At 48.2% G+C, this 21,044-nt stretch carries 23 protein-coding genes; 2 read left to right on the top strand and 21 right to left on the bottom strand.

Going from position 1 to position 21,044, the window contains the following annotated elements:
• The first annotated feature begins 1,287 nt into the window (after positions 1–1,287).
• Positions 1,288–2,103 carry a helix-turn-helix transcriptional regulator gene (locus NXS07_RS01080; protein ID WP_038185758.1) on the top strand — a complete coding sequence of 272 codons (816 nt, stop codon included), beginning with the start codon at positions 1,288–1,290 and terminating at the stop codon, positions 2,101–2,103.
• A gap of 420 nt (positions 2,104–2,523) precedes the next feature.
• Here NXS07_RS01080 and NXS07_RS01075 read toward each other — a convergent pair whose 3' ends face one another.
• Both NXS07_RS01075 and NXS07_RS01070 read right to left on the bottom strand, forming a co-directional pair.
• Positions 2,524–3,204, bottom strand: coding sequence for an epoxyqueuosine reductase QueH (locus NXS07_RS01075; RefSeq protein WP_038195660.1), 681 nt, complete (start codon positions 3,202–3,204; stop codon positions 2,524–2,526).
• Between the two features lie 146 nt (positions 3,205–3,350).
• Complete coding sequence (locus NXS07_RS01070; RefSeq protein WP_038201994.1) at positions 3,351–4,100, bottom strand: SDR family oxidoreductase; 750 nt, start codon at positions 4,098–4,100, stop codon at positions 3,351–3,353.
• 284 nt (positions 4,101–4,384) lie between these two features.
• Between NXS07_RS01070 and NXS07_RS01065 the strand changes: the two genes are divergently transcribed.
• Complete coding sequence (locus tag NXS07_RS01065) at positions 4,385–5,995, top strand: AMP-binding protein (protein WP_258086020.1); 1,611 nt, start codon at positions 4,385–4,387, stop codon at positions 5,993–5,995.
• 27 nt (positions 5,996–6,022) lie between these two features.
• On the opposite strand, the gene cobT is transcribed toward NXS07_RS01065, so the two are convergent.
• The 19 genes from cobT to NXS07_RS00970 are packed head-to-tail and all read right to left on the bottom strand — an operon-like array spanning position 6,023 to position 21,042.
• Positions 6,023–7,078, bottom strand: a complete 1,056-nt coding sequence (gene cobT / locus NXS07_RS01060) for a nicotinate-nucleotide--dimethylbenzimidazole phosphoribosyltransferase (RefSeq protein WP_258086019.1) — start codon at positions 7,076–7,078, stop codon at positions 6,023–6,025.
• 14 nt (positions 7,079–7,092) lie between these two features.
• On the bottom strand, positions 7,093–7,695 hold the full coding sequence (locus NXS07_RS01055) for an adenosylcobalamin/alpha-ribazole phosphatase (RefSeq protein WP_258086029.1): 603 nt from the start codon (positions 7,693–7,695) through the stop codon (positions 7,093–7,095).
• A 31-nt stretch (positions 7,696–7,726) separates the two neighbouring features.
• Positions 7,727–8,485 carry an adenosylcobinamide-GDP ribazoletransferase gene (gene cobS / locus NXS07_RS01050; protein WP_258086018.1) on the bottom strand — a complete coding sequence of 253 codons (759 nt, stop codon included), beginning with the start codon at positions 8,483–8,485 and terminating at the stop codon, positions 7,727–7,729.
• The gene (cobU, locus tag NXS07_RS01045; protein WP_258086017.1) at positions 8,482–9,027 is read right to left on the bottom strand and encodes a bifunctional adenosylcobinamide kinase/adenosylcobinamide-phosphate guanylyltransferase; all 546 of its coding nucleotides are present in this window, start codon (positions 9,025–9,027) and stop codon (positions 8,482–8,484) included. The genes cobS and cobU overlap by 4 nt, the downstream gene beginning before the upstream one ends.
• Before the next feature lie 59 nt (positions 9,028–9,086).
• Positions 9,087–10,628 carry a cobyric acid synthase gene (locus NXS07_RS01040; protein WP_258086016.1) on the bottom strand — a complete coding sequence of 514 codons (1,542 nt, stop codon included), beginning with the start codon at positions 10,626–10,628 and terminating at the stop codon, positions 9,087–9,089.
• Complete coding sequence (locus NXS07_RS01035; protein ID WP_238125159.1) at positions 10,625–11,437, bottom strand: ATP-binding cassette domain-containing protein; 813 nt, start codon at positions 11,435–11,437, stop codon at positions 10,625–10,627. Before NXS07_RS01035 ends, NXS07_RS01040 begins: the two co-directional genes overlap by 4 nt.
• Positions 11,438–11,472: 35 nt before the next feature.
• Positions 11,473–12,150: an energy-coupling factor ABC transporter transmembrane protein gene (locus NXS07_RS01030; protein WP_038222184.1), complete on the bottom strand. Its 678-nt coding sequence runs from the start codon at positions 12,148–12,150 to the stop codon at positions 11,473–11,475.
• Positions 12,137–12,418, bottom strand: coding sequence for an energy-coupling factor ABC transporter substrate-binding protein (locus NXS07_RS01025; RefSeq protein ID WP_038202015.1), 282 nt, complete (start codon positions 12,416–12,418; stop codon positions 12,137–12,139). The genes NXS07_RS01030 and NXS07_RS01025 overlap by 14 nt, the downstream gene beginning before the upstream one ends.
• A gap of 12 nt (positions 12,419–12,430) precedes the next feature.
• Positions 12,431–13,162 (bottom strand): energy-coupling factor ABC transporter permease, encoded by a 732-nt coding sequence (locus NXS07_RS01020; RefSeq protein WP_038195640.1) that lies wholly within the window; start codon positions 13,160–13,162, stop codon positions 12,431–12,433.
• 3 nt (positions 13,163–13,165) lie between these two features.
• The gene (locus NXS07_RS01015; protein WP_258086015.1) at positions 13,166–13,879 is read right to left on the bottom strand and encodes a cobalt-factor II C(20)-methyltransferase; all 714 of its coding nucleotides are present in this window, start codon (positions 13,877–13,879) and stop codon (positions 13,166–13,168) included.
• Positions 13,879–14,673 (bottom strand): sirohydrochlorin cobaltochelatase, encoded by a 795-nt coding sequence (gene cbiK / locus NXS07_RS01010; RefSeq protein WP_038202022.1) that lies wholly within the window; start codon positions 14,671–14,673, stop codon positions 13,879–13,881. The genes NXS07_RS01015 and cbiK overlap by 1 nt, the downstream gene beginning before the upstream one ends.
• Before the next feature lie 14 nt (positions 14,674–14,687).
• On the bottom strand, positions 14,688–15,482 hold the full coding sequence (locus tag NXS07_RS01005) for a cobalt-precorrin-6A reductase (protein WP_038195634.1): 795 nt from the start codon (positions 15,480–15,482) through the stop codon (positions 14,688–14,690).
• Positions 15,479–16,204 (bottom strand): precorrin-3B C(17)-methyltransferase, encoded by a 726-nt coding sequence (locus tag NXS07_RS01000; RefSeq protein WP_038202033.1) that lies wholly within the window; start codon positions 16,202–16,204, stop codon positions 15,479–15,481. Before NXS07_RS01000 ends, NXS07_RS01005 begins: the two co-directional genes overlap by 4 nt.
• A complete protein-coding gene (cbiG, locus tag NXS07_RS00995; protein ID WP_258086014.1) occupies positions 16,198–17,262 on the bottom strand; it encodes a cobalt-precorrin 5A hydrolase in 1,065 nt (354 codons plus the stop codon). Before cbiG ends, NXS07_RS01000 begins: the two co-directional genes overlap by 7 nt.
• A complete protein-coding gene (locus NXS07_RS00990) occupies positions 17,243–18,037 on the bottom strand; it encodes a cobalt-precorrin-4 methyltransferase (RefSeq protein WP_038218298.1) in 795 nt (264 codons plus the stop codon). The genes cbiG and NXS07_RS00990 overlap by 20 nt, the downstream gene beginning before the upstream one ends.
• On the bottom strand, positions 18,030–18,626 hold the full coding sequence (locus NXS07_RS00985) for a decarboxylating cobalt-precorrin-6B (C(15))-methyltransferase (protein ID WP_038218297.1): 597 nt from the start codon (positions 18,624–18,626) through the stop codon (positions 18,030–18,032). The genes NXS07_RS00990 and NXS07_RS00985 overlap by 8 nt, the downstream gene beginning before the upstream one ends.
• Positions 18,616–19,236, bottom strand: a complete 621-nt coding sequence (locus NXS07_RS00980; protein ID WP_038195623.1) for a cobalt-precorrin-7 (C(5))-methyltransferase — start codon at positions 19,234–19,236, stop codon at positions 18,616–18,618. The genes NXS07_RS00985 and NXS07_RS00980 overlap by 11 nt, the downstream gene beginning before the upstream one ends.
• Entirely contained in the window at positions 19,233–20,396 is a 1,164-nt protein-coding gene (gene cbiD / locus NXS07_RS00975; RefSeq protein WP_038202042.1) for a cobalt-precorrin-5B (C(1))-methyltransferase CbiD, read from the bottom strand. The genes NXS07_RS00980 and cbiD overlap by 4 nt, the downstream gene beginning before the upstream one ends.
• Entirely contained in the window at positions 20,389–21,042 is a 654-nt protein-coding gene (locus tag NXS07_RS00970) for a cobalt-precorrin-8 methylmutase (RefSeq protein WP_258086013.1), read from the bottom strand. The genes cbiD and NXS07_RS00970 overlap by 8 nt, the downstream gene beginning before the upstream one ends.
• Positions 21,043–21,044: the final 2 nt, after the last annotated feature.

Below are 21,044 nucleotides of genomic sequence, written 5' to 3'. Positions count from 1 at the left end.
CGTTATCTGAAAAACGATACTTTTCCATATCTTTCTCGTTCTTGTAGTTTTTTCTTATCTTTCATCAGCAAATATATCTATGCATACGCCTTAGCAGGTAACGAGGAAAGGCTGTGAAAATTCATCCTAGCATTATACCAGTATAAAAAACAATCTACCTAGCTATAACCGAGGCATTTATAGCGCTATTACACGGATAACGTTACTACTTGAGTTTAACACTCTGAATTCTCGTTTAATTATCCCATATTTCCAGAATAAAAAATCCATCTCTATCGATTTAACTTATTATTTTGAATAAAAAATAGGTAAATTAATAATATTGCAACAATATAAACAAAATATTAATAATTTAATATCATGTCTGGTTTATGGAAAACATTTCATATCAGTTGACTGATATCATTAACATCATGGCAATCTAAATTAAATATAACGACTCAAACCCTGGAATTATACTTTTGATCTCCCCAGAAAAGTTAAGAATAACAATCTGATATAAATAATTTCCTTTCGTCCTGAGAGATTTTTTAAGAGATAAAGGAGGACAAAAAACACGAGTTATTTTAAAAAAATGACGAAACAGTGTTTTAATGTTAACTTATGAAAATAATCGGCACATAAAAATCAAATCACGTTCGCTTATATATTAAAAATCCGTATGCTCAATTTTGTTAACTTTCTTTTCAATACCACCGTGAAATTGGCTGGCTAAATTTAAAAGTCATCTATCTGATCACCCGCTTACTCTATTTACTCATTATACGAGCCGATTGACCTGCCCAATAAATCAAATAAATTATAATTAATTTTTAAAATCAAATAATTACAAATATTAACTGAGAGATTTTTAATGATAAAAATTGTCATTTAATGTGGTTAAATAGGATTAAAAGTATAAAATTACCTAAATTAAAGTAATGAACAGCTCTCCACCAAGTGAATTATAAGAGTATTAAAGACCATGAGATAAAAAACAAACAAGTCATAAATAAACTTGCTTTAATATCTTTAAAAAACATAAAAATAAATTTAAAGCATAAATTTTAACACTGAAACCTAACACAAATATTAATTTAGAGATATAATACAAAAAGTGATTTAATTGATGTTACGCATGCTATTTCGATATCTATCAATACTGTTTCACCCCGCACTCGATGCTATCAGTATAATTCGAGTGCCAAATGAAAGGCTTTTCCAACATCTATTAATTAATAAAATAAATACACCATGCACTCATCACAAAAAATGATTACTCATGATACGGAAGATTAGGAGTATTACATGAAAAGGACGACAGGCTTAAACCAGAAGAGTATTTGTACTCACCTATTGACCATACCGGATTTCAATACCCTCGAACATAAACAAAGAGGGCTGTATGTTTTACTCGATGGTGAAATGATATGGAAAGATTGCACCAATACTTACCATATCACATCGAATGAGATCCTTTTTACCCATCCGGGGAGCTACGTAGCCAAAACCAATACAGAAAACTGTCAGGTATTATGGCTACCCTTACAAATGGAGTTCCTGCGCAGTTTTTTAAAACGTTTCGGGTCGTTACTGAGTAAAATTGAACGACATGATTTTCCAGCTCGCAGGCTGATTCCCTTCAATCAGTTCCCCTTATTGACGGAAAGTATCCGTGGACTGGCCAATCTGCTGGCTCATGATTACCCTCCTGCACTGATTCAGCTCAGGGTTGAAGAGCTGCTATTACTGCTTTCTCTTAGCAAACAGGGCGCATTACTGATGTCGGTATTGCGACAGTTGAGTAACCGTCAGGTAGAGCGCCTGCAAACATTCATGGACGCACATTATCTCAAGGAATGGCGGCTCAATGACTTTGCCCGTGAGTTCGGTATGGGATTAACTTCATTCAAGGAGCTTTTTAACAGCGTCTATGGTACATCTCCCCGCGCCTGGATCAGTGAACAGCGTATTCTTTATGCGCATCAATTGTTACTGAACAGCGAAATGAGCATCGCCGATATCTCATTGGAATCTGGTTTTTCCAGCCAGTCCTATTTTACCCAAAGTTATCGTCGGCGTTTTGGTTGTACCCCCAATCGCGCCAGATATGGCAAAGATTAGTCATTCACATAACTATTTATCGTTTGTTGAGTAACAATAATTATTATTAATCAAGGCTTTCCAGGTTTATGTAAAGATATTTTAGATCAAACTGAAAAGCCGTAAGCCCCTTACCCAACTGGAAAAATCAGCGTTTTCCTATTTGATAGATCAAAAATGATCGTTTTTATCGATCAATTTCCTTTGATCGATCTGTGCAATCCATTGGACGGCAGTATCTTATCTCACATATAGTCGATGTGACTTATCACCGCTAAGTCACACTAGGGTTTTATGCTTCACCGTATCCTTTGGCCTGTCTATGCAGGCCTTTTTTTTTGCTTTTATATTTTCCAACAATGACGCCGGTAATCCCCCTAAAAACGGGAGAATAGCTAGCAGGCATGTACTAACAATGAATAGAAAATATGACCTTGAGCGTCAATTTGATTCGTGATCTTTTTTATCACTCTCCGCTTGATAAAATACTGTACCCAATTTTATTCTTTCCCTTCCGGTCGATAAACGATGTCGGTTGGTATCCCGCAGGGAATAAACACAGCCACAATATTCCTGCTGATAAAACTCCTCACGTTTACTGATTTCTATCATGCGGGAAGAACCGCCGCCCTTGCGCCAATTATATTCCCAGTAGGTTAAGTCGGGATAACGGGAAGCCGCACGGACGCCGCATTCATTGATCTGCTGCATATTTTTCCAGCGTGAAATACCCAGCGAGCTGCTAATAACAGGAAAACCATGTTCATGAGCATAAAGAGCTGTCCGCTCGAAACGCATATCAAAACACATGGTACAGCGAATACCGCGTTCAGGTTCATTTTCCATGCCTTTCGCACGTTCAAACCAGTTATCACGATCATAATCAGCATCAATAAAGGGGATCCCCATCTGCTCCGCAAAACGAATATTTTCATCTTTGCGCAATTCATATTCTTTTAGAGGATGAATATTCGGATTATAGAAAAATATCGTGAAATCAATTCCTGAAACCAGCATGGCTTCCATCACCTCCCCGGAACAGGGAGCGCAGCACGAATGCAATAACACTTTATTGTGTCCGTTTGGCAGCGGAAGCGGGTTACGTTCATAGTTCAGTGACATAATATTCTTTACCTGATTCAGACAACAAAAAATCAGGGAGAGAACATAATTCCTCTCCCTGTGTTTATTGGGTGATTATCTTATCTTTTTCTTCTGCCTTACCACAATGGTAGAAAAGAAAAAACGGTTTTTATCACATCAAGGTTTTAAGCACCCTGCACTTCTGGCAGTATCTGCCCGCCATCAACTACAATCGCCTGCCCGGTAATATATTTTGCTTCGTCGGAGGCAAGAAAACAGGCCGTATAGCCGATATCTTCCGGCAACCCTAAAACGCGCATCGGCGTTGTAGATTGAACATGCTGTAAGTAATCTTCACCAAATGCCTGCAAGCCTTCAGTCATAATCATACCCGGCATAATGGCATTAATGGTGATACCCTGACCTGCATATTCCAGCGCCGCACTGCGCATAAATCCCAACTGACCCGCCTTACTGGCACCATAATGGCTGTAACCCGGAATACCCGTCATCTCCCCTGTCACCGATGACGTAAGCACGACCCGGCCATAACGCTGCTTCTCCATGACATTCAATGCAGCCTGAACCAATAAAAATGTTCCCTTGAGGTTGACGGTATTCACTAAATCCCAATCTTCAGCCGTCATGTCTTTAAGATAATGTTGTGGAAAAATACCCGCATTGGAGCACAGAATATCAAGCCTGCCATATTTTTCGACAATCTCATCAATCACATTTTTACATGCCGCCTGATCCGTCACATCAAGAGGAATAAAATCAATATCCAGCTCTTTTGCAATCGCCTCGCCTCTTGTCCTGTCAGTGCCGGAAATAATGGTAATGGCACCCGCTCGCTTGAAGACCTGGGCAATGCCCTTGCCAATACCTTTCGTGCCTCCGGAAATAAACGCAATTTTGTCCGTTAAGTTAAACATGGTCGTTTCCCTTTATATGAGTGGATACAGTATTTTTGTTACAAACAATATAATTTTTCAATATATTTTGAATAAAATACATTGACAATAACAATAAAGATCACAAATATATTAAGAAATATAAATCACAAATAAAACATCGAGATAAAAATAATAGCTTCAGCATTATTTCATTTAATCCAATATTTCTTAAAAATAAACAGATTAGCCATTATTTTTAATAGATTGCTTATTTCAAAAATAACAATTACTTTTAAATAAAATGAAAAATACAGGACAAAAATATGACTTTCAACAATTCATTCTTATATGAATATGATGGTACTGCATTATCACCCATTTTATTTCTCAAAAGAGCCGTATTAAGTAACAGTGATGATATTGCTGTGATAGATGGAGATCATTGTTGGAGCTGGCGTCAATATGCTGAACGATGTGAAAAAGTGGCAATCGCACTTCAACAAATGGGCATAGGTAAAGGGAGTATTATATCCGCACTACTGCCTAATAGACATGAAATGCTCGAATTACATTTTGCCGTTCCTTTGGCGGGTGGAATTTTAAATGCGCTGAGTACTCGAACAGATTCAGCAACGTTAAATTTTATCTTCGAAAAACTTAGCCCACAAATATTATTGATTGATAGAAACTATATTTCATTGTTGGATAATGTCGCTATTAATAATCAAATGAAGATCATTATTATTGACGAAAACGATTCATGCATCCCGGAATCAACATTTGATCATGAATACATTCAATATGAATCACTGATAACGCAATACCCATCGTCAATCTTGTCTTTTCCTCAGATTGACGAGCAGGAAGCCATCAGTATCAACTCGACGTCAGGAACCAGCGGGCAGCCTAAACTGGTTGTTTATTCTCACCGCGGGGCGTTTCTTAATGCCGTTTCTAATATTTTGGATTGGGATATGCCCAAACAACCCACATTCTTATGGACTCTCCCCATGTTCCACTGTAATGGCTGGTGTTTCCCCTGGGCAATCGCCGCACGGGCAGGTACGCATATCTGCATGCGCCGGTTTGATGCAGAGAAAGCTATCCAGCTCATGCAACAACACCAGGTAACCCATTATTGTGGTGCACCGATTGTGCACTATTCTCTGGGAAAAGCAGCACAAAACCAGGACATCGATTTTGATAATAAGGTTTATGGGCTCATCGCAGGCGCACCACCCACAGCAATGGTATTTTCCCTGCTGGATGCTGTTGGCATCACAGTGACACATGTCTATGGTCTGACAGAAACTTATGGGCCTGTCGTTGTTTCTGAAGATAAACACGATTGGAAAGCACTGCCAGAATCGGAACGGATATTAAAGCGCATGCGGCAGGGGATCGTCTCCAATTTACAGGGGCAGGTCAGCGTTATTGACGAACATAGCGGATTACCCGTGCCTTTTGATGGAAAAACGGTCGGCGAAATTGCTATTCGCGGAAATATCGTTGCAGCTTATGATCCTATTCGCCATGTGACTCCCAGTACAACAAGCCAATGGTTTTTTACCGGCGATTTGGCAGTCGTCGACAATGATGGCTATATCAAAATTACCGATCGGAAAAAAGATATTATCATTTCCGGTGGTGAAAATATTTCCAGCCTTGAATTGGAAAATGCCCTGTCAGGTTATCCCGGTATTTTGGCTGTCGCTATTGTGGCAAAACCCGACCCGTACTGGGGAGAAGTTCCCCATGCTTTTATTGAACTTGATCAACATACATTAGTGACTGAACAAGAACTGGATGATTATATTTGTACCCTGGTCGCACGTTATAAACGTCCTAAAGGTTATACTTTTTCAACATTACCCCGTAATGTGAACGGGAAAATTATCAAAGAACAACTGAGAAATATTGTTCGAAATTTATGAAGATTAAAGAACAGATAGGGCACCCCATCAGGACGTATAAGACGGCAAACTGATCCCACTGCTCGCCAGTTGCCCCATATTGCAGTAGATCGCACAAGCGGCATCAATCAAAGACATCGCAATTGCCGCTCCACTCCCTTCACCAAGGCGCAAATCCAGATGAAGATAAGGTTGCAGACGCAAATGCTGTAATGCCAGCACTGCGCCTTTTTCTGCTGACAGGTGTGAAGGGATACAGTAATTCCGTGCAATAGGCGCCATCTGGCAGGCGGCCAATGCAGAGGCATAAGAGGGAAAACCATCAAGAACGACAGGAACACCTGACGCCGCAGCTCCGAGAATCACTCCCGTCATACCGACAAGGTCAAACCCGCCTACTTTTGCCAATACATCAAGCGCATCATTCCCATTCGGCTGATTGACAATAATCGACTGACGCACAACGGAGCCTTTGTGCATCAGCCGCTCAATGGGCAAATTAGCGCCCTGCCCAACCACATCATGGGGATCACTGCCCGTCAGCACGCTGATGACTGCCGTGGCTGGCGTGGTATTGGCAATCCCCAACTCTCCCACACCCAATACGGAAACCCCTGCGGCAATACGCTGTTGTACCAGTTGTGCGCTCGCCAGCAACAGAGTTTCAGCCTGTGCATAATCCATGGCCGCACCCTGTGCAATATTGCCACAGCCACGAGCCAATTTCAGGGACAGCAAATTGTCAATCGGATCACCATCGATCCCAATATCCACGGGCAAGACATGGGTACCGCTGTTTTTCGCCAGTACACAAACCCCAGTTATCCCTTGCAACATATTCCGTGCCTGTATCGCCGTGACATTCTTGGGTGAAATTGCCACACCTTCGTCATATACCCCATGATCGGCACACATGACGATGATCTCTTTTTGCAGATTACGAAGATCCCAGATCCCCGGCATACCTGAAAGCTGGATCGCCAGTGCTTCAAGACGCCCCAAACTGCCCAGCGGTTTGACCCGACTGTCAATGTGCTGCGCCGCTGTTTCCATTTTCGCCTGATTCAGCGGCTGGATTGCATCAAGTAAAGATTGAAGAGTCATATGCATCATTCTGGCTATTCTTCAGGCCGATATTCTGCCCGCCCATTGAAGATACGCAATGTGATAAACCCCGTGTGATTATCGACGACGCTATAGGCGCCTTGCTGAAAGGGAAAAGACCACATGGTTTCTGTTGGCAGATTAAGCAGCTTGGTCAACAGCAGCGCCAGGGCTCCCTGATGTGCAACAATCAGTTGATTTCCCTCTGCCGTGGCAGAACGCACTTCATCAGCATAACTTCCCACCCGGGCAGCAAAATCCCTGAACGCCTCTCCTCCCGTAGGGCAGGCATTTTGCCAGTCAGACAACCAACGCGCCCACGCCTGCGGATCGCCTTTGGCAATCATTTCATGATGACATAATTCCCATGCCCCAAAATTCAATTCATTAAGGCGATGCTCAGGCTCTATTGCAAAAGGGGAAATAATACGTGCAGTATGCTGTGCCCGCTGCATTTCACTACAGTGGACCGATTGGAAATCAACATGTTTCAGCGCAGCAGCGACCTGTTGCGCCTGTTTGATCCCCACCTCCGTCAACGGCAAATCCGTACTGCCACAAAAAACGCCGTTAATGTTGGCTTCCGTTTGCCCGTGTCGAACGAGAAAAAGCCGCATTGGATTACTTTCTCCAAATTGATTACCCAATCTATTTCCAGATCATGACCAGCAGAAAAATGACTTCCCCTGCTTCAATTGAAGCACCCAGCGTATCGCCGGTCTGACCACCAAGACGATAATTAAAATAGAAGGCCAATCCATAAATGACGATCAATGTCACCATCATGGCGATTAATCCTTGCCAGTCTCCGAGCGCGATAACCAATACCGCACCGCCTAATAGCGTGAGGGCAGTCGATCGCGGAGTCATTCGACCAATATAACTGCTTCCCATGCCTTCACCTTCACGGGCGTAACGCTGTTCATACATCAGCAGCACGACGACAGTACGCCCGACAATCGGCGCGCACGTCAGCAAAGCAAATAGCTCAAGAGGAGGATGATAAGAAAGCTCTGCCACGGCGAAAACCTTAAGGAAAAGGCAGAAAATCAACCCCAGACCGCCATGCGTACCGAGACGGCTATCGCGCATGATCGCCAGCATTGTTTCTCGCCGGCGGGCAGAGAAAAGGCCATCACAGGTATCGGCCAAACCGTCTAAATGTAACCCACCTGTCAACAGTGCCAATGCCAGCACATAGCCAATGGCACCGATATACATACCGCCGCCAGATTGACTAATCGAGAGCGAAATCAGGGCAGCCAACCCACCAATAATCAGACCAATCAGCGGAAAATTCGGCACGCCGCGCCAATACTGGCTGAAATCAACCCCTTCCGCCCATTTTGCAGGCACGGGAAGCCGTGTCATAAATTGCAATGTCGCCCAAAAGAGATTCAGCTTCATTTGATTTTGACTCCAATCCCTGAAACCATCAGCCAGACCTCTTTAGCCGCCTGCGCCAGTTTTTGGTTCACGCGCCCGGCGATATCGGCAAAATGACGTGCCAGCCGATTTTCAGGCATAATGCCCATGCCCACTTCATTCGTCACCAAATACACCGGAGTCGGGCAATGCAGGCAAGCAACGATCAAGTCATCTATCTGACGCTGAATAAATCCCTCCAATGATGCAAAATCCCATTCATCGGGTGATGCCCCCGCCGATTTGTCAAACAGCAGGTTGGCAATCAACGTTGTTACACATTCAAGTATAACGCCCTCTTCGGGTTGCCGATGCTGGCGGATCACGCTGGCCAAGTCTTGATAACCCTCCCACGTCCGCCAGTGTGAAGGGCGCTCCTGTCTATGCCGCTCGATGCGAGCCGCCATTTCTTCATCCGTAACCTGCGCCGTAGCAATATAAAGTACCTGCTCACACTGCCCCGCAATCAGCCGCTCTGTGTAGGCACTTTTACCGCTCCGCGCACCTCCCGTCACCAAAATCATTTTGTGATCCCAAACTCCGTAAAGCCACAATGCTCACACGATACGCTCTGTTTTTGCAATCAGTGATGCTCTTCATGCTCTTTCATTAACTGATAGATACGATCAATATCGAGATGCTCACGCATACTGGCAGCCAGAATATTGAACTGTTTTTCTTTGTGCTGGACGTAATTGAACATCACATTTTCTAATGGCGCGAGGCCTTTTTGGCGACGAAGCTGGTTCAGTAATGGCCGAGTAAACGTATTCTGATCAAACAGGCCATGCAAGTAACTGCCCATTACCGATCCTGACTGATTGACTGCGCCGTCAAACCAGACCGTCTCCTCTCCATTACGCAGATGCATTCTGGCAAATGGCCTTGCCTGCTCGCCAAGCTGGGTAATTCCCATATGAATCTCATAGCCCGCAATCGGCTGCTCGCTGCATGAATTCAGCATCCCCGTCAGCTCAGGCATGACAACGCCTTTAACCTGCGCCGTATGTTTTTCATTGGCAAACTGAGTGTTAGCATCCAGTAATCCCAGGCCTGCCATCCGGTTTAAACCTGATTCAACCTCATCAATGATTTGTTTTCCCAGCATCTGATAGCCGCCACAGATCCCGATGATCGGAATACCTGACTGATGCGCGGCGATAATAGCCTGATCAAGCCCGTGGATCTTTAACCATGCCAAGTCACCTAAGGTATTTTTGCTGCCCGGCAAAATGATCAGATCAGCGCCATGCAGTGCCGAAGGATCAGAGACATAACGCAGATGAACATCAGATTGTGCCGCCAGCGCTTTGAAATCCGTAAAATTGGCGATATGCGGCAACTGGATAACCGCGATATTCAGCCAATTTTCTGCGTGCTTGCCAGAGTGATCATATTTGCCGACCTGTAAGGCGACGCTGTCCTCATCTTCCAGATCGAGATCCAACCACGGCAACACCCCCAATATCGGCACTTGTGTCAGAGCTTCGATCTGATCAATCCCTGATTGCAGTAAAGCCGGATCGCCACGGAATTTATTGATGATCACGCCTTTGACCCGTGCTCTTTCCTCTGGCCTGAGAAGTGCCAGTGTGCCATAAATCGCGGCAAACACGCCGCCACGATCAATATCCGCGACCAGAATGACCGGAACATCCGCCAACTCTGCCATGCCCATATTGACGATATCGCGATCACGCAAATTGATTTCAGCCGGACTCCCCGCACCTTCCAGTACCATAATGTCGGTTTCCGCTGCGAGGCTGTCATAGGCGGCCAAAATCTGCTGTTGGAGCTGTGGCTTATATACGTGATATTCCACGGCGTTCATGCTGCATACTACTTTTCCCATGAAAATCACCTGCGCTTTACGATCGCTGGTGGGTTTCAGCAAAACCGGATTCATACGCACATCCGGCTCAATACCTGCCGCTTCTGCCTGAAATATCTGCGCCCGCCCCATCTCTTTGCCATCGGCGGTAATACCCGAATTGAGCGCCATATTTTGCGCTTTGAAAGGAATGCAGCGATGGCCGTCCTGTAAAAAGATCCGGCAAAATCCGGCCACCAGCACGCTTTTGCCCACATCAGAAGCCGTTCCCTGAATCATCAGAGATAATGTCATTGTCGTTTCTCCCTTGTTCTATGCAAGATAGCAAAAAGCGCCTGCTCTGTTTTGCACAGAGGCAACCCGGCTTCACTGTGTACTTTCACCAGCCACGGCTGCACCAAACCTGCCTGTTCCAGCAGATCTTTTTGCAGTAAGACGGTTTCTGGTTTACCTGAACTGATCACCCGACCCTTTGCCAGTACATATAAACCATCACAGATCTGATAGATCAAATCTATGTCATGGCTGGAAATAATGATCCGCTTACCCCCTGCGGCAATCATGGTGATGATCTCCAGCATTTGCTGACGCCCGGAAGGATCAAGCCCCGCTGTCGGCTCATCCAGCAACAAGTAATCAAATTCCATCACTAATGCACCCGCAATCGCCACCCGCTTTTTCTGACCAAAACTCAAGTATTGAATCGGCTTGTTGCGGAAAGCATGGGCGTCCACCAATGTCAGTGCACGTTCTATCCTGCGCTGAATTTCGGCCTCCTCCACACCCAGATTACGCAGGCTGAAAGCCAGATCGCTGTCAATATCGGTATAAAAGATCTGTTGGTCCGGATCTTGAAATACCGTGACGACCCGCTGACGCAAAGCCATCAGACTTTTTTTACTGTAATCCAATGGCGCATTATCCCACCAGACAGCGCCTTGTTGTGGACGCAGGATACCGGAAAGGTTCATCAACAAAGTCGATTTACCACAACCATTCGCCCCGATAATTCCGGTAACCTGATGATGGCTGAAATCAAGTGTCAGGTCTTGCAATATAGGTTCATCCTGATAACTGAAATGCAGTGCCTGCGTCGCCAGCATGTTCGCCTCCTTTATCTGAGCCGCAATTCCCCAGGTTATAAATGAAAATCACCCTGATACAGTTTGAGTGTCAGCGCCACACTCATCTGCTGATAACGGCTCATCACCCGCGCAAACAGCATACCGACCAGCATCGCCAGTGAGCGGTAGCTCGTTCGCAGGGAGCGATAACCAAAACGCAGTGATTGTGCGCGGTGGATCGCGGCCGCTTCTTCCACAAAGATAAAAATAAAACGCCATGTCAACAGGATCTGTTCAATCAAAAGATGAGGAACACGGCAGAATTTCAGTAACTTAATCATCTGCTCAAAGGGCATATTCAGCATAAACCAGAAGGTTGCCGCCAACGTTGCAAGGCTGCGCCAGAGCGTCTGATTAGCCATGTTTACGCCCTGTGAATCAATTCCCAGCCAATATTGCCCTACTTTAAATCCCCACAACAGGCTGTCCGGCTGCAAACTGGCAGACAGTACGATAGCAATCAGGCCAATGCCGAGAAACCCCAGCGGGATCAACAGCCATTTCAGGTAACGCAGCAGGCTGATCCGCAGCAGATAGCAGGTAAATAGGGCAAGGCCGAATAACAATGCGGCCTGCCATACTGGAGATAGCCCCATCGCCAATACCATAAACAGCAGATACAGGGCAAATTTCGCCCTGGGATCTTTATTGCGCCAACGGCTCTGGTCGCTCAGTTTATCAATGCCGATCATGATCTTTACGGTCGCGACGATAATAACCAAGGATGTAGAAAATCACGGCAGTACCGAGGCTGCCCTGTAATGTGAACAACAGGCTTTCAATTTCGCCGCTGGCCGGTTCATACAAGGATTCAAACCAAGGGGTATAATTGGGCGCAATTTCCATGATTTGCGCTTCAGCCTGACCATCTGCGCCACCAAATTCCCCGCCATGATCAATGAAAAATGGAATAACGCACAGAGCAATCAGCAGAGACAACAATATTAATGTCTTTTTCATCTTCAACACTCCTTAAAAACTGCGAGCCTGAATTAATTGTCTTTTCACCAACTGATCGTAAATCAGCACGGTCAGTAAACCTTCAGCAACCGCAATCGGTAGCTGGGTTATGCAGAAAATGCCCATAAATTTGATGATGGCTGCCCCCATGCCAAGTTGTGGGTCGGGGAAAGCGACACCCAACTGAATAGAGGTGACGGCATAGGTGACAATATCGGCGATAAAAGCACAGAAGAAGACACCGATATCTTTGCGTACGCCCATTTTGCAGGAGAAACGCCAGACCAAATACCCCACCAGCGGGCCAATCACGGCCATCGACATGCCGTTAGCCCCCAGAGTGGTCACGCCGCCGTGCGCCAGCAGCAACGCCTGAAACAGCAGGACAATCGCACCCAGAACCGCAACGACAGAAGGGCCAAACAAGATCACCGCCAGCGCGACTCCGGTCGGATGAGAACAGCTTCCGGTGACAGAGGGGATTTTCAACGCAGACAGGACGAAAATAAATGCACCACACAGTGCCAGCAACACTTTCTGGTTACTGTCTTCCTGCACAATCTGACGCAATCTCATAATGCCTGCCGCCAAAAAAGGCAGAAAAGCCAGCCACCATGCAACTGCCCACATCGGGGGCAAAAATCCCTCCATCACATGCATGGCGAACGCTTCCTGCGGTGCCAGCGCTAAAAGCAGTGCGATAGCCGCACCAGATAACGAAAACTTCGTTAGTTTCTGTTGCATAACTCACCTCGATAATTGCCAGTTTTTATTAATCAAAATCGTTGAGAAATACGATAGCCCCTGCCCGCTATCCAATGCGCCGAGATGGCGCCAGCACTGTTCTGTCGGCAAAGTCGCATCAGCCATCATCAGCGTGTGTTGCAGGAGTTGATGGCGCTGGAGCAGCCCGTGTATCCGTTCAAAATTCGAGTAAACTTTCATCAGGACGATGCAGTCATGATTGAGCAAGGCTTGCTCCAAAACCGCATCGGGAGCCGTACCAGCGATGACGGACAAGGTTTGATTTTCCATCGCCAATGGCATGGCGCTACGTGCCGCAATCGCCGCAAATGAGGTAATGCCCGGTACGATTTCCAGCCACGGCGGATTGCCGATCCGCTCCAGCAGAAACACCCACGTACTGAACAGCATCGGATCGCCCAGTGTGATAAAGCCGACTTTTCTGCCTTTCGCCACTTCTTCTTGCAAGGCTTGTGCGACTCTATCCCACACGACTTCTTTTTCTCCCCTGTCTGATTTCATTAGAAAATGGTAAGTGCACACTTCAGTTTCAGGTGAGAGATATTCTTCAACGATGGAATGAGCGAGGCTCTGAACGCCTTTTTTGCCAGAAGGGGCATAAATGACATCCAGACTGGCCAGAATACGGGCAGCCCGTACAGTAATCAGATCACTCGCTCCGGGGCCAACCCCTATGACATACAGTTTTCCGCTCATCACGCGCCCTCCCCGACCTTTTCATTCATGGCATCCGCAAGATGATCAACAAACATCTGCCGGATCATCGGGTTTTCGCCTAATCCCTGCAACCAGGGGATGGCCGTCATACCGGCCTTCTCCAACTGTGATTTCCAGGAATCGCTTTCACCAGAAGCCATATCATTAATGGCATGATCCCCTGCCACCAGCATCAACGGCATCAGGTGAACTTTACGCATGCCTTCGGCTTTCAGTCCCTTAATAATCAAAGCGATTTCAGGATAGCTTTCTACTGCCCCCACGCGAGCCGGAAAATGATAATGCGTCATCAGGTGATCCAAACAGGCATAAGCAGAAAAAGCAGGGTGAGTCGTGCCGTGTCCCATGAAGACCACACACTCTTTGTCACCCAATCTGGGGAGCTGGTGGTGCAGCGCCCTCATCAGTTGCAGATAATCTTCAAAATTGCTCAGTAAAGGGGCTCCCAGTACCAAACGTTGGAATCGCGGACGGAATCTTTCTACTTCATGGAGGACTTTTTCATACTCATCACCTTTGATGATATGCAGGCACTGAACCGCGACATCATGATAACCGGCGTGATGCAGTCTGGTCAGCGCCTCGTGAGGCGTGTCAATGTGGATGCCATCGCGCTCCCGCAATTTGCGAATAATCATGCCGGAGGTAAAAGCGCGAAACAGTTCCCTATCAGGAAAGACAGAAGCCAACTGCTGCTCACAGGCTTCAATATTATTTTTTCGCGTTTCTGGATAACTGGTTCCGAAACTGATCACCAAGAGTGCTTTTTTCATCGCGTTATCCCTTATTAGTTAGCTATCACGGGGAAATTCGCCAATAGCTGCGCCATCTCTTCCAGGCTATTGGCCTGCATAATTCCCTCACCGTTAAACGGATGTACCGGACGGCAGATCACGATGCAGGGCAGCCCCAGCGCAAGGCACGGCTCGACTTTCTCCTTGAAACCGCCCTGTTCACCGGATTCTTTAGTAATGACTACATCCGCCTGACAAAATTGGTAAAATGCCCGATTAAAATCGGCACTGAATGGGCCTTTCAGGGCAAAAATCTGATCAACCGACAGGCCGCAGGATTCACATAGCGCCAAGACTTCTGCCGTCGGCAAGACACGCGCCAGCACGGTTTTTCCCGCCAAACGGCTAACATAATCGGCCAATTGTTTGCTGCCGGTGGTCAGCAGAATCCGTTCGCCTAATCTGGCGGCCACTTCGCACGCCTGATCAAGGGTCGTCACTTTATGGATCAAGGCATGTTCGACATCATCAATATCACTCGGACGGATATAACGGATCAGAGGAATATCCAGCTTCTGACAGGCCTGCACGATGTTTTGGCTCAACCGCTCGGCATAAGGATGAGAAGCATCAATGACCCTCTGCGTTCTCTGCTTTTGCAGATAATCCACCATGCCCTCCGCTTCCATCCGGCCAATCACAATGTCACCGCGGATATCAGCCGCCTGCTGTGCTCCCGTGGGCGTGGCAACAGACAGGCGATAGTCAATGCCAGCGCTATCCATCATCATGCAAATCTGGCGGGCATCACTCGTGCCGCCAAAAATGTGGATTTGTGGCTGTTTCACAATCGGTACCCCCTTGGTGTGATCATCAGCCCATCACGTACGTAAGTGGATTGATTGCCGACAATCACCAGACTGCGCATATCAACGCGGGAAAAATCCATCTCGCCAAAAGTGGTCAGCCATTTTTCTTCTTTCTTGCGCCCCGCCGCCTTGACCACACCGACGGGTGTTTCTGCCGGTGTCCACGGCGCCATCAACGCAAAGGCTCGTGCCAAATGGTCTTCGCGGCCACGGCTGCGCGGATTGTAGAAACACACCACGAAATCCGCTTCAGCCGCTGCCCGTACCCGTTTTTCAATCACCGCCCACGGAGTGAGCAAATCACTCAGGCTGATATGACAGAAATCGTGCATCAGAGGAGCACCAAGCAGTGAGGCACAAGCAGTACTGGCCGTCACACCAGCCACCAGACGCACTTCTACATGGCGTTCATGCTGACTGATCAGTTCCAGAACCAGCCCCGCCATGCCATAAATCCCCGCATCACCGCTACAGACCAGCGCGACGTTTTTGCCTTCTTCTGCCAGATCAATCGCCACCTGACATCGCTCAATCTCTTTACACATGCCGGTTTTGATAATCTCTTTATCGCCCACCAGCGGCTTTACCAAATGAGTGTAGGTTTTGTAACCCACTACAATGTCCGCGGCTTTCAGTGCGGCTATCGCTTCCTGCGTCATCATGGCTTCACTGCCGGGGCCTATTCCAATGACGGTTAACATGGCTGCAATACTCCTAATGTGATAGTGACGCCCTGCTCACGCAGGGTATGACCAACCAGCTGCCCCTGACTCATCAGCCAGGCAACGGGTTGGGAGACACAACCGACGCCCACGGTTTTGCGCACGAATTCAGAGGCAGGGAATGCCTGTCCACATTGGGCGAGCTGGTTAACAGAGAAAATTTGAAAAGGAATGCGGCGTTTTTCCGCCAGTTGAACTAAAGCCGGCTCTTCTTGTTTCAATTCCACACTGCCGATGGCTTTTAATGCCAGAGGGTCAAAATCATGTTCTGCCAGATGACGATCCAATAATTGCGCGACCCGTTCAGCGGCAACCCCGCGTCGGCAGCCAATACCCGCGATAATCCGGCGTGGCACTAATTTGAAGGTCGGGATCGCCAATACGGGTATTGCCCGTCGGTGGCTGACGTAAACCAAGGCATCGAGTTCCGGCAGATCATCAAGGGATTCCACCGGAATAAACCCACGGGTATCACACTGCCTTTTTTCGTCAATCAGTGCCGGATGCCACCACATACCTACTCGTTTGCCATTGACCAGCATTTGGTTCACTGTCTTGACGCTGGCGCGAAAATCTGCCATTTCGCCGTCAATTTGCTGGGATAACACATCAAGTGCAGCGAGTTGGTTGACATCCGTTGCGGTTGTGATAACCGCCTGTCCGCCAAGCAGATCCGCAACCTGTCGCGCCAGATCATTCGCACCGCCCATATGCCCCGATAACAGGCTGATGGCAAACTGGCCTTTTTCATCCAGCACGACAACCGCCGGATCAGTCAGTTTGTCCCTGAGCAGTGGCGCGATCACGCGGATGGCGATCCCCGTCGCACCGACCATGACCAGCGAGCCATATTGGCTGAATGCCTTGCGTACTGTATTGGCAAAGCCACTGTCGAAAGCACTGAACCCCGTTTCCACCAGTTCAGGGGAAGTAAAACAATCCACCGCCAAATGGGAGCGCAGACGATGTGCCAGCTCCATTCCCCCCATCGTCAGGCAGAACAAGGCGATTCTTTTACTATGCTTGACGATATTCATGGCTGAACCCCGCATCATACAGTTTTGAGTAGTGGTACTCCTCGCCAAGAAACGCGCCGACCAAAATCAAGGCGGTTTTCTGAATCCCTGCCGTGCGTACCTGTTCAGCAATCGTGTCCAATGTGCCGCGAACAATCCGGCAATCCGGCCACGTTGCTTTGTAAACCACCGCGACGGGGGTTTCTTGCGGATAGCCGCCCTGTATCAGCCGAACGGTGACACCGGCTATATCCTGTACCGACAGAAAGATCGCCATAGATGTCTGATGAGCCGCAAAGGCTTCCAGTGTTTCCCGTGGCGGCATCGGTGTTCGGCCAGCCATACGGGTGATGATCAGGCTTTGCGCCACTTCGGGGACGGTATATTCCACTCCCAATTGCGCAGCCGCACCGAGAAAAGAGCTGACACCCGGCACGGAGACAAACCCCATTCCCTGGCTTGCTAATACTTCGGCCTGTTCACGAATAGAACCGAATAACGACAAATCCCCCGTTTGCAGGCGCACAACTAATTTTCCGGCTTTGACGCTGTTCACCATCAAATCAGTGATTTCCTGTAACGTCATACCTGCGCTGTCATGGCACTCTGCATCCGCGCGGCAATATTCCAGCAGCTCCCGATTAATCAGCGAGCCGGCATAAATCACCACTTGCGCCTGTTGCAACAACTGGTATCCCTTCAGGGTGATCAGGGTTTTATCTCCCGGCCCCGCCCCGACAAACCAGACTTTTCCGGCATCAAAACGCGCAGGTTCAGTATCAACATGCTCAGTCATAAGCACTCTCCTTTGGATCGGACAGATGTTCGACAAATTTCTGGCAGGAAATTAAATAGGTGGGATTGTTGGGTTTGAAATAGTGCCCCTGCCCCAATGGGGTCAATTCCCCGATCTGAATTTCACGGCCATCAAGGGACACCACCTGACAAGATTGCAGATGCACCAATGCCTGCATAAAGTTTTCCAGCAGGATAAACGTCATCACCAAACGCCCACCTTGGTTCAGGTGTGTCAGCGCCCAATCGATTAATTCCGTCAAGTGTCCGCCCGTTCCGCCGATAAAAATGGCATCGGCGGCTTCCTCCAAGGGCAGTGGTGCAACACCCGCCTGAATACGAACAGTGTGACAGCCAAAGTGCCGGACATTTTCATAGATCAGTGCCAGCGCCTCTTCCTTACGTTCAATCGCGAGGACATCCAGCGTGGGATAACGTAATGCAGCTTCAATACTAACGCTGCCTGTCCCCGCCCCGACATCAATCAGATGTCGGGCTTTATTCAGTTCCAGCCGTTCCAGTGCCAGCGCTCTGACAGTTTCTTTGGTCATGGGAATACGATGACCACGCAAAAACAGTTCATCTTTCATTAAGGATCACCACCACGTTCAAACCATAATTAATGTCACCGCATTCGGCGACCTGTTGCGCACTCAGACAAACAATCCGCTCGTTCTCCTGTGACAAGTTTTCACCAATCACCATCCGGCGATGCTGCCCGCGTGCCAAAATCTCCTCCGCAATCTGGCGGGGGCCAATCAGCTCATCCGTCACCATTGCGATTTTTTCGTGCCGGAGCAGCCAGTCAAAATCCGGTTTTCGACCGTGGCTGCTGGTAAGGTAGATATCGTTCATATCCAGCAGAATTCGGGCGCACAGATATTGAATGGCAGTGATGCCAGAAATGATGCGAATGTTTTGCCGCTCACTCGCAAAATGTTCAGCGATGCGTTTACCAATGCCATAAAACAGGGGATCACCTGAAGCCAGCACCACAACCTGCTGATATTGGCGCTGTTCAAGCCATTGCATCAATCCGTCCATATCGGCATTCAAACGGCGGGTTTCGCCACGAAAATGGGGGAATTCAGCCAGATGACGGGCGCCTCCCACCAAGATTTCCGCCTGTTTGATGGCGTCCAGCGCGGCCAGCGTTTGATTTGCGATGGCGCCGGGGCCGATGCCAACGACCGTAATCATCGGAACCCCTCCACAATCTCATCCACTGGCCGATTGCAGCCCAGGACTTGATTATCAAAGGAGAAAAGAATGGCATCGCACTGTGGCCTGCCGCTGGAAAAACGCAGCATTTGATCAACGCGTCCGCAGATCTTCTGGGCAATCTGCTGATGCACCGCCTGCCAGCCACGTTCCGCGATCAGTTCGATGGCGGCTTCGGTGGTATCACAGTGATCAACGGCCTGAATCAATTCGAAAGGCGCTCCCATTACGGCAAGATTGGCGATCAACGTTTCCATACGGCCATCCGCGATATGGCTGTGGGTATGAAAAATACCCGCTGCGATTTTCACCAGCTTGCCGACATGCCCCACCAGTACCACATGGCTAAACTGCAAACGTACCGCTTCCTGAAGCATGTAGCCGACAAAGTTACTCATCGTCACCACATAATTTCCGTCAATACCCAACTGCTGACTGACAAAACGCTCACCGTGATTACCTGGCACAAAGATAATCCGATCCAACCCGCTGGCGCGTTTAGCTTCCAATTCCAGCGCCAGCGAACGCTTCCAGCTCTCTTCTGACATCGGCATGACGATGCCCGTCGTACCGATAATCGAAATTCCCCCTTTGATCCCCAGCCGGTCGTTATAGGTTTTCTTCGCCCGCTCCTCCCCCTCTGGCGCAAAAATCACAATATCCGCCCCACGCTGAAGACCAATCACCTCACGCACCGCTTCTTCAATGGTGTGCCGCGGCGTTTTATTGATGGCCGCCCAGCCTATTGGCAGACCGATCCCGACCCGCGTGACTCTGCCAACCCCTTCACCGCCATCCAGCGTGATGATTCCGCTGTCATTCAGGGAGACGCGCGCAAAAATCAACATACCGTGCGTTGCGTCAACATCATCACCGCCATCTTTGCGGATCGCCGCAACTGCCTGCTGACCTTCAATCAGCGGCTGTTCAACGTTCAAGGCCAACGTGACGCCGGAAGGGGTTACAATGGAAACCTGATGGATAATCTGCTGGCGCAAGATCATTAACGCCGCCACCCGCGCAGCGGCCGTGGCACAAGAGCCGGTGGTATAACCCTTACGGTACTGTTTCCCCCGGTGCCAGACCGTTCCGAGGCTTTCTGCCTGCGGGGGCTGTGTGTCATTCAATATGTCATTCATGCCGCACCTCCGGCATCCGATACAAAACAGCGTTGATAATCGCCGCCGCAATATTGCTGCCACCTTTGCGCCCTCTCGCCGCAATGCAGCTCAAGCCGCTATGTATAAGCGCGTTTTTGGACTCTTCTGCCCCGACAAAACCCACCGGAACCCCGACGACGGCAATGGGCGCGGATTGATGTTCCAGCAAGCGAAACAGCGCGGTGGGAGCATTGCCGAAGACAAAAATCTTCTCCCCTGCTTCTTGTAAAGCAATATCGACCGCCGCCATTGAACGGGTGATCTGCTGTACTTTCGCCATTTGCACGACACGGGGATCGCTGACATAACAACGACATTCACTGCCATATTGCGCCAGATGGGTTTTATTGATGCCGGATAACACCATCGTGGTATCGGTGTATAACGTGCAACCGCGCAAGATCCCATCGCGAATACGATGCAGGGCATCCGGTGAGAAATGGAGAATATCGAGCCAGTCAAAATCAGCGGTGGTGTGGATCACCCGTTTAATCACCGCTTCCTGCCCGGCATCCACAAAACGATAATCAGGGCGCGATTCACGGATAATCTCCGTGATAATGTCAAAGCTATGTTGCTCAATCTGCTGAGGTTGTTGAATATACGAGCGTTGAGGATCGTTCATCT

Origin of the sequence: Xenorhabdus bovienii (assembly GCF_024721015.1) — a bacterium.
Classification (GTDB): Bacteria; Pseudomonadota; Gammaproteobacteria; order Enterobacterales; family Enterobacteriaceae; genus Xenorhabdus; species Xenorhabdus bovienii.
This window is presented reverse-complemented; position numbering and strand designations above follow the sequence as displayed.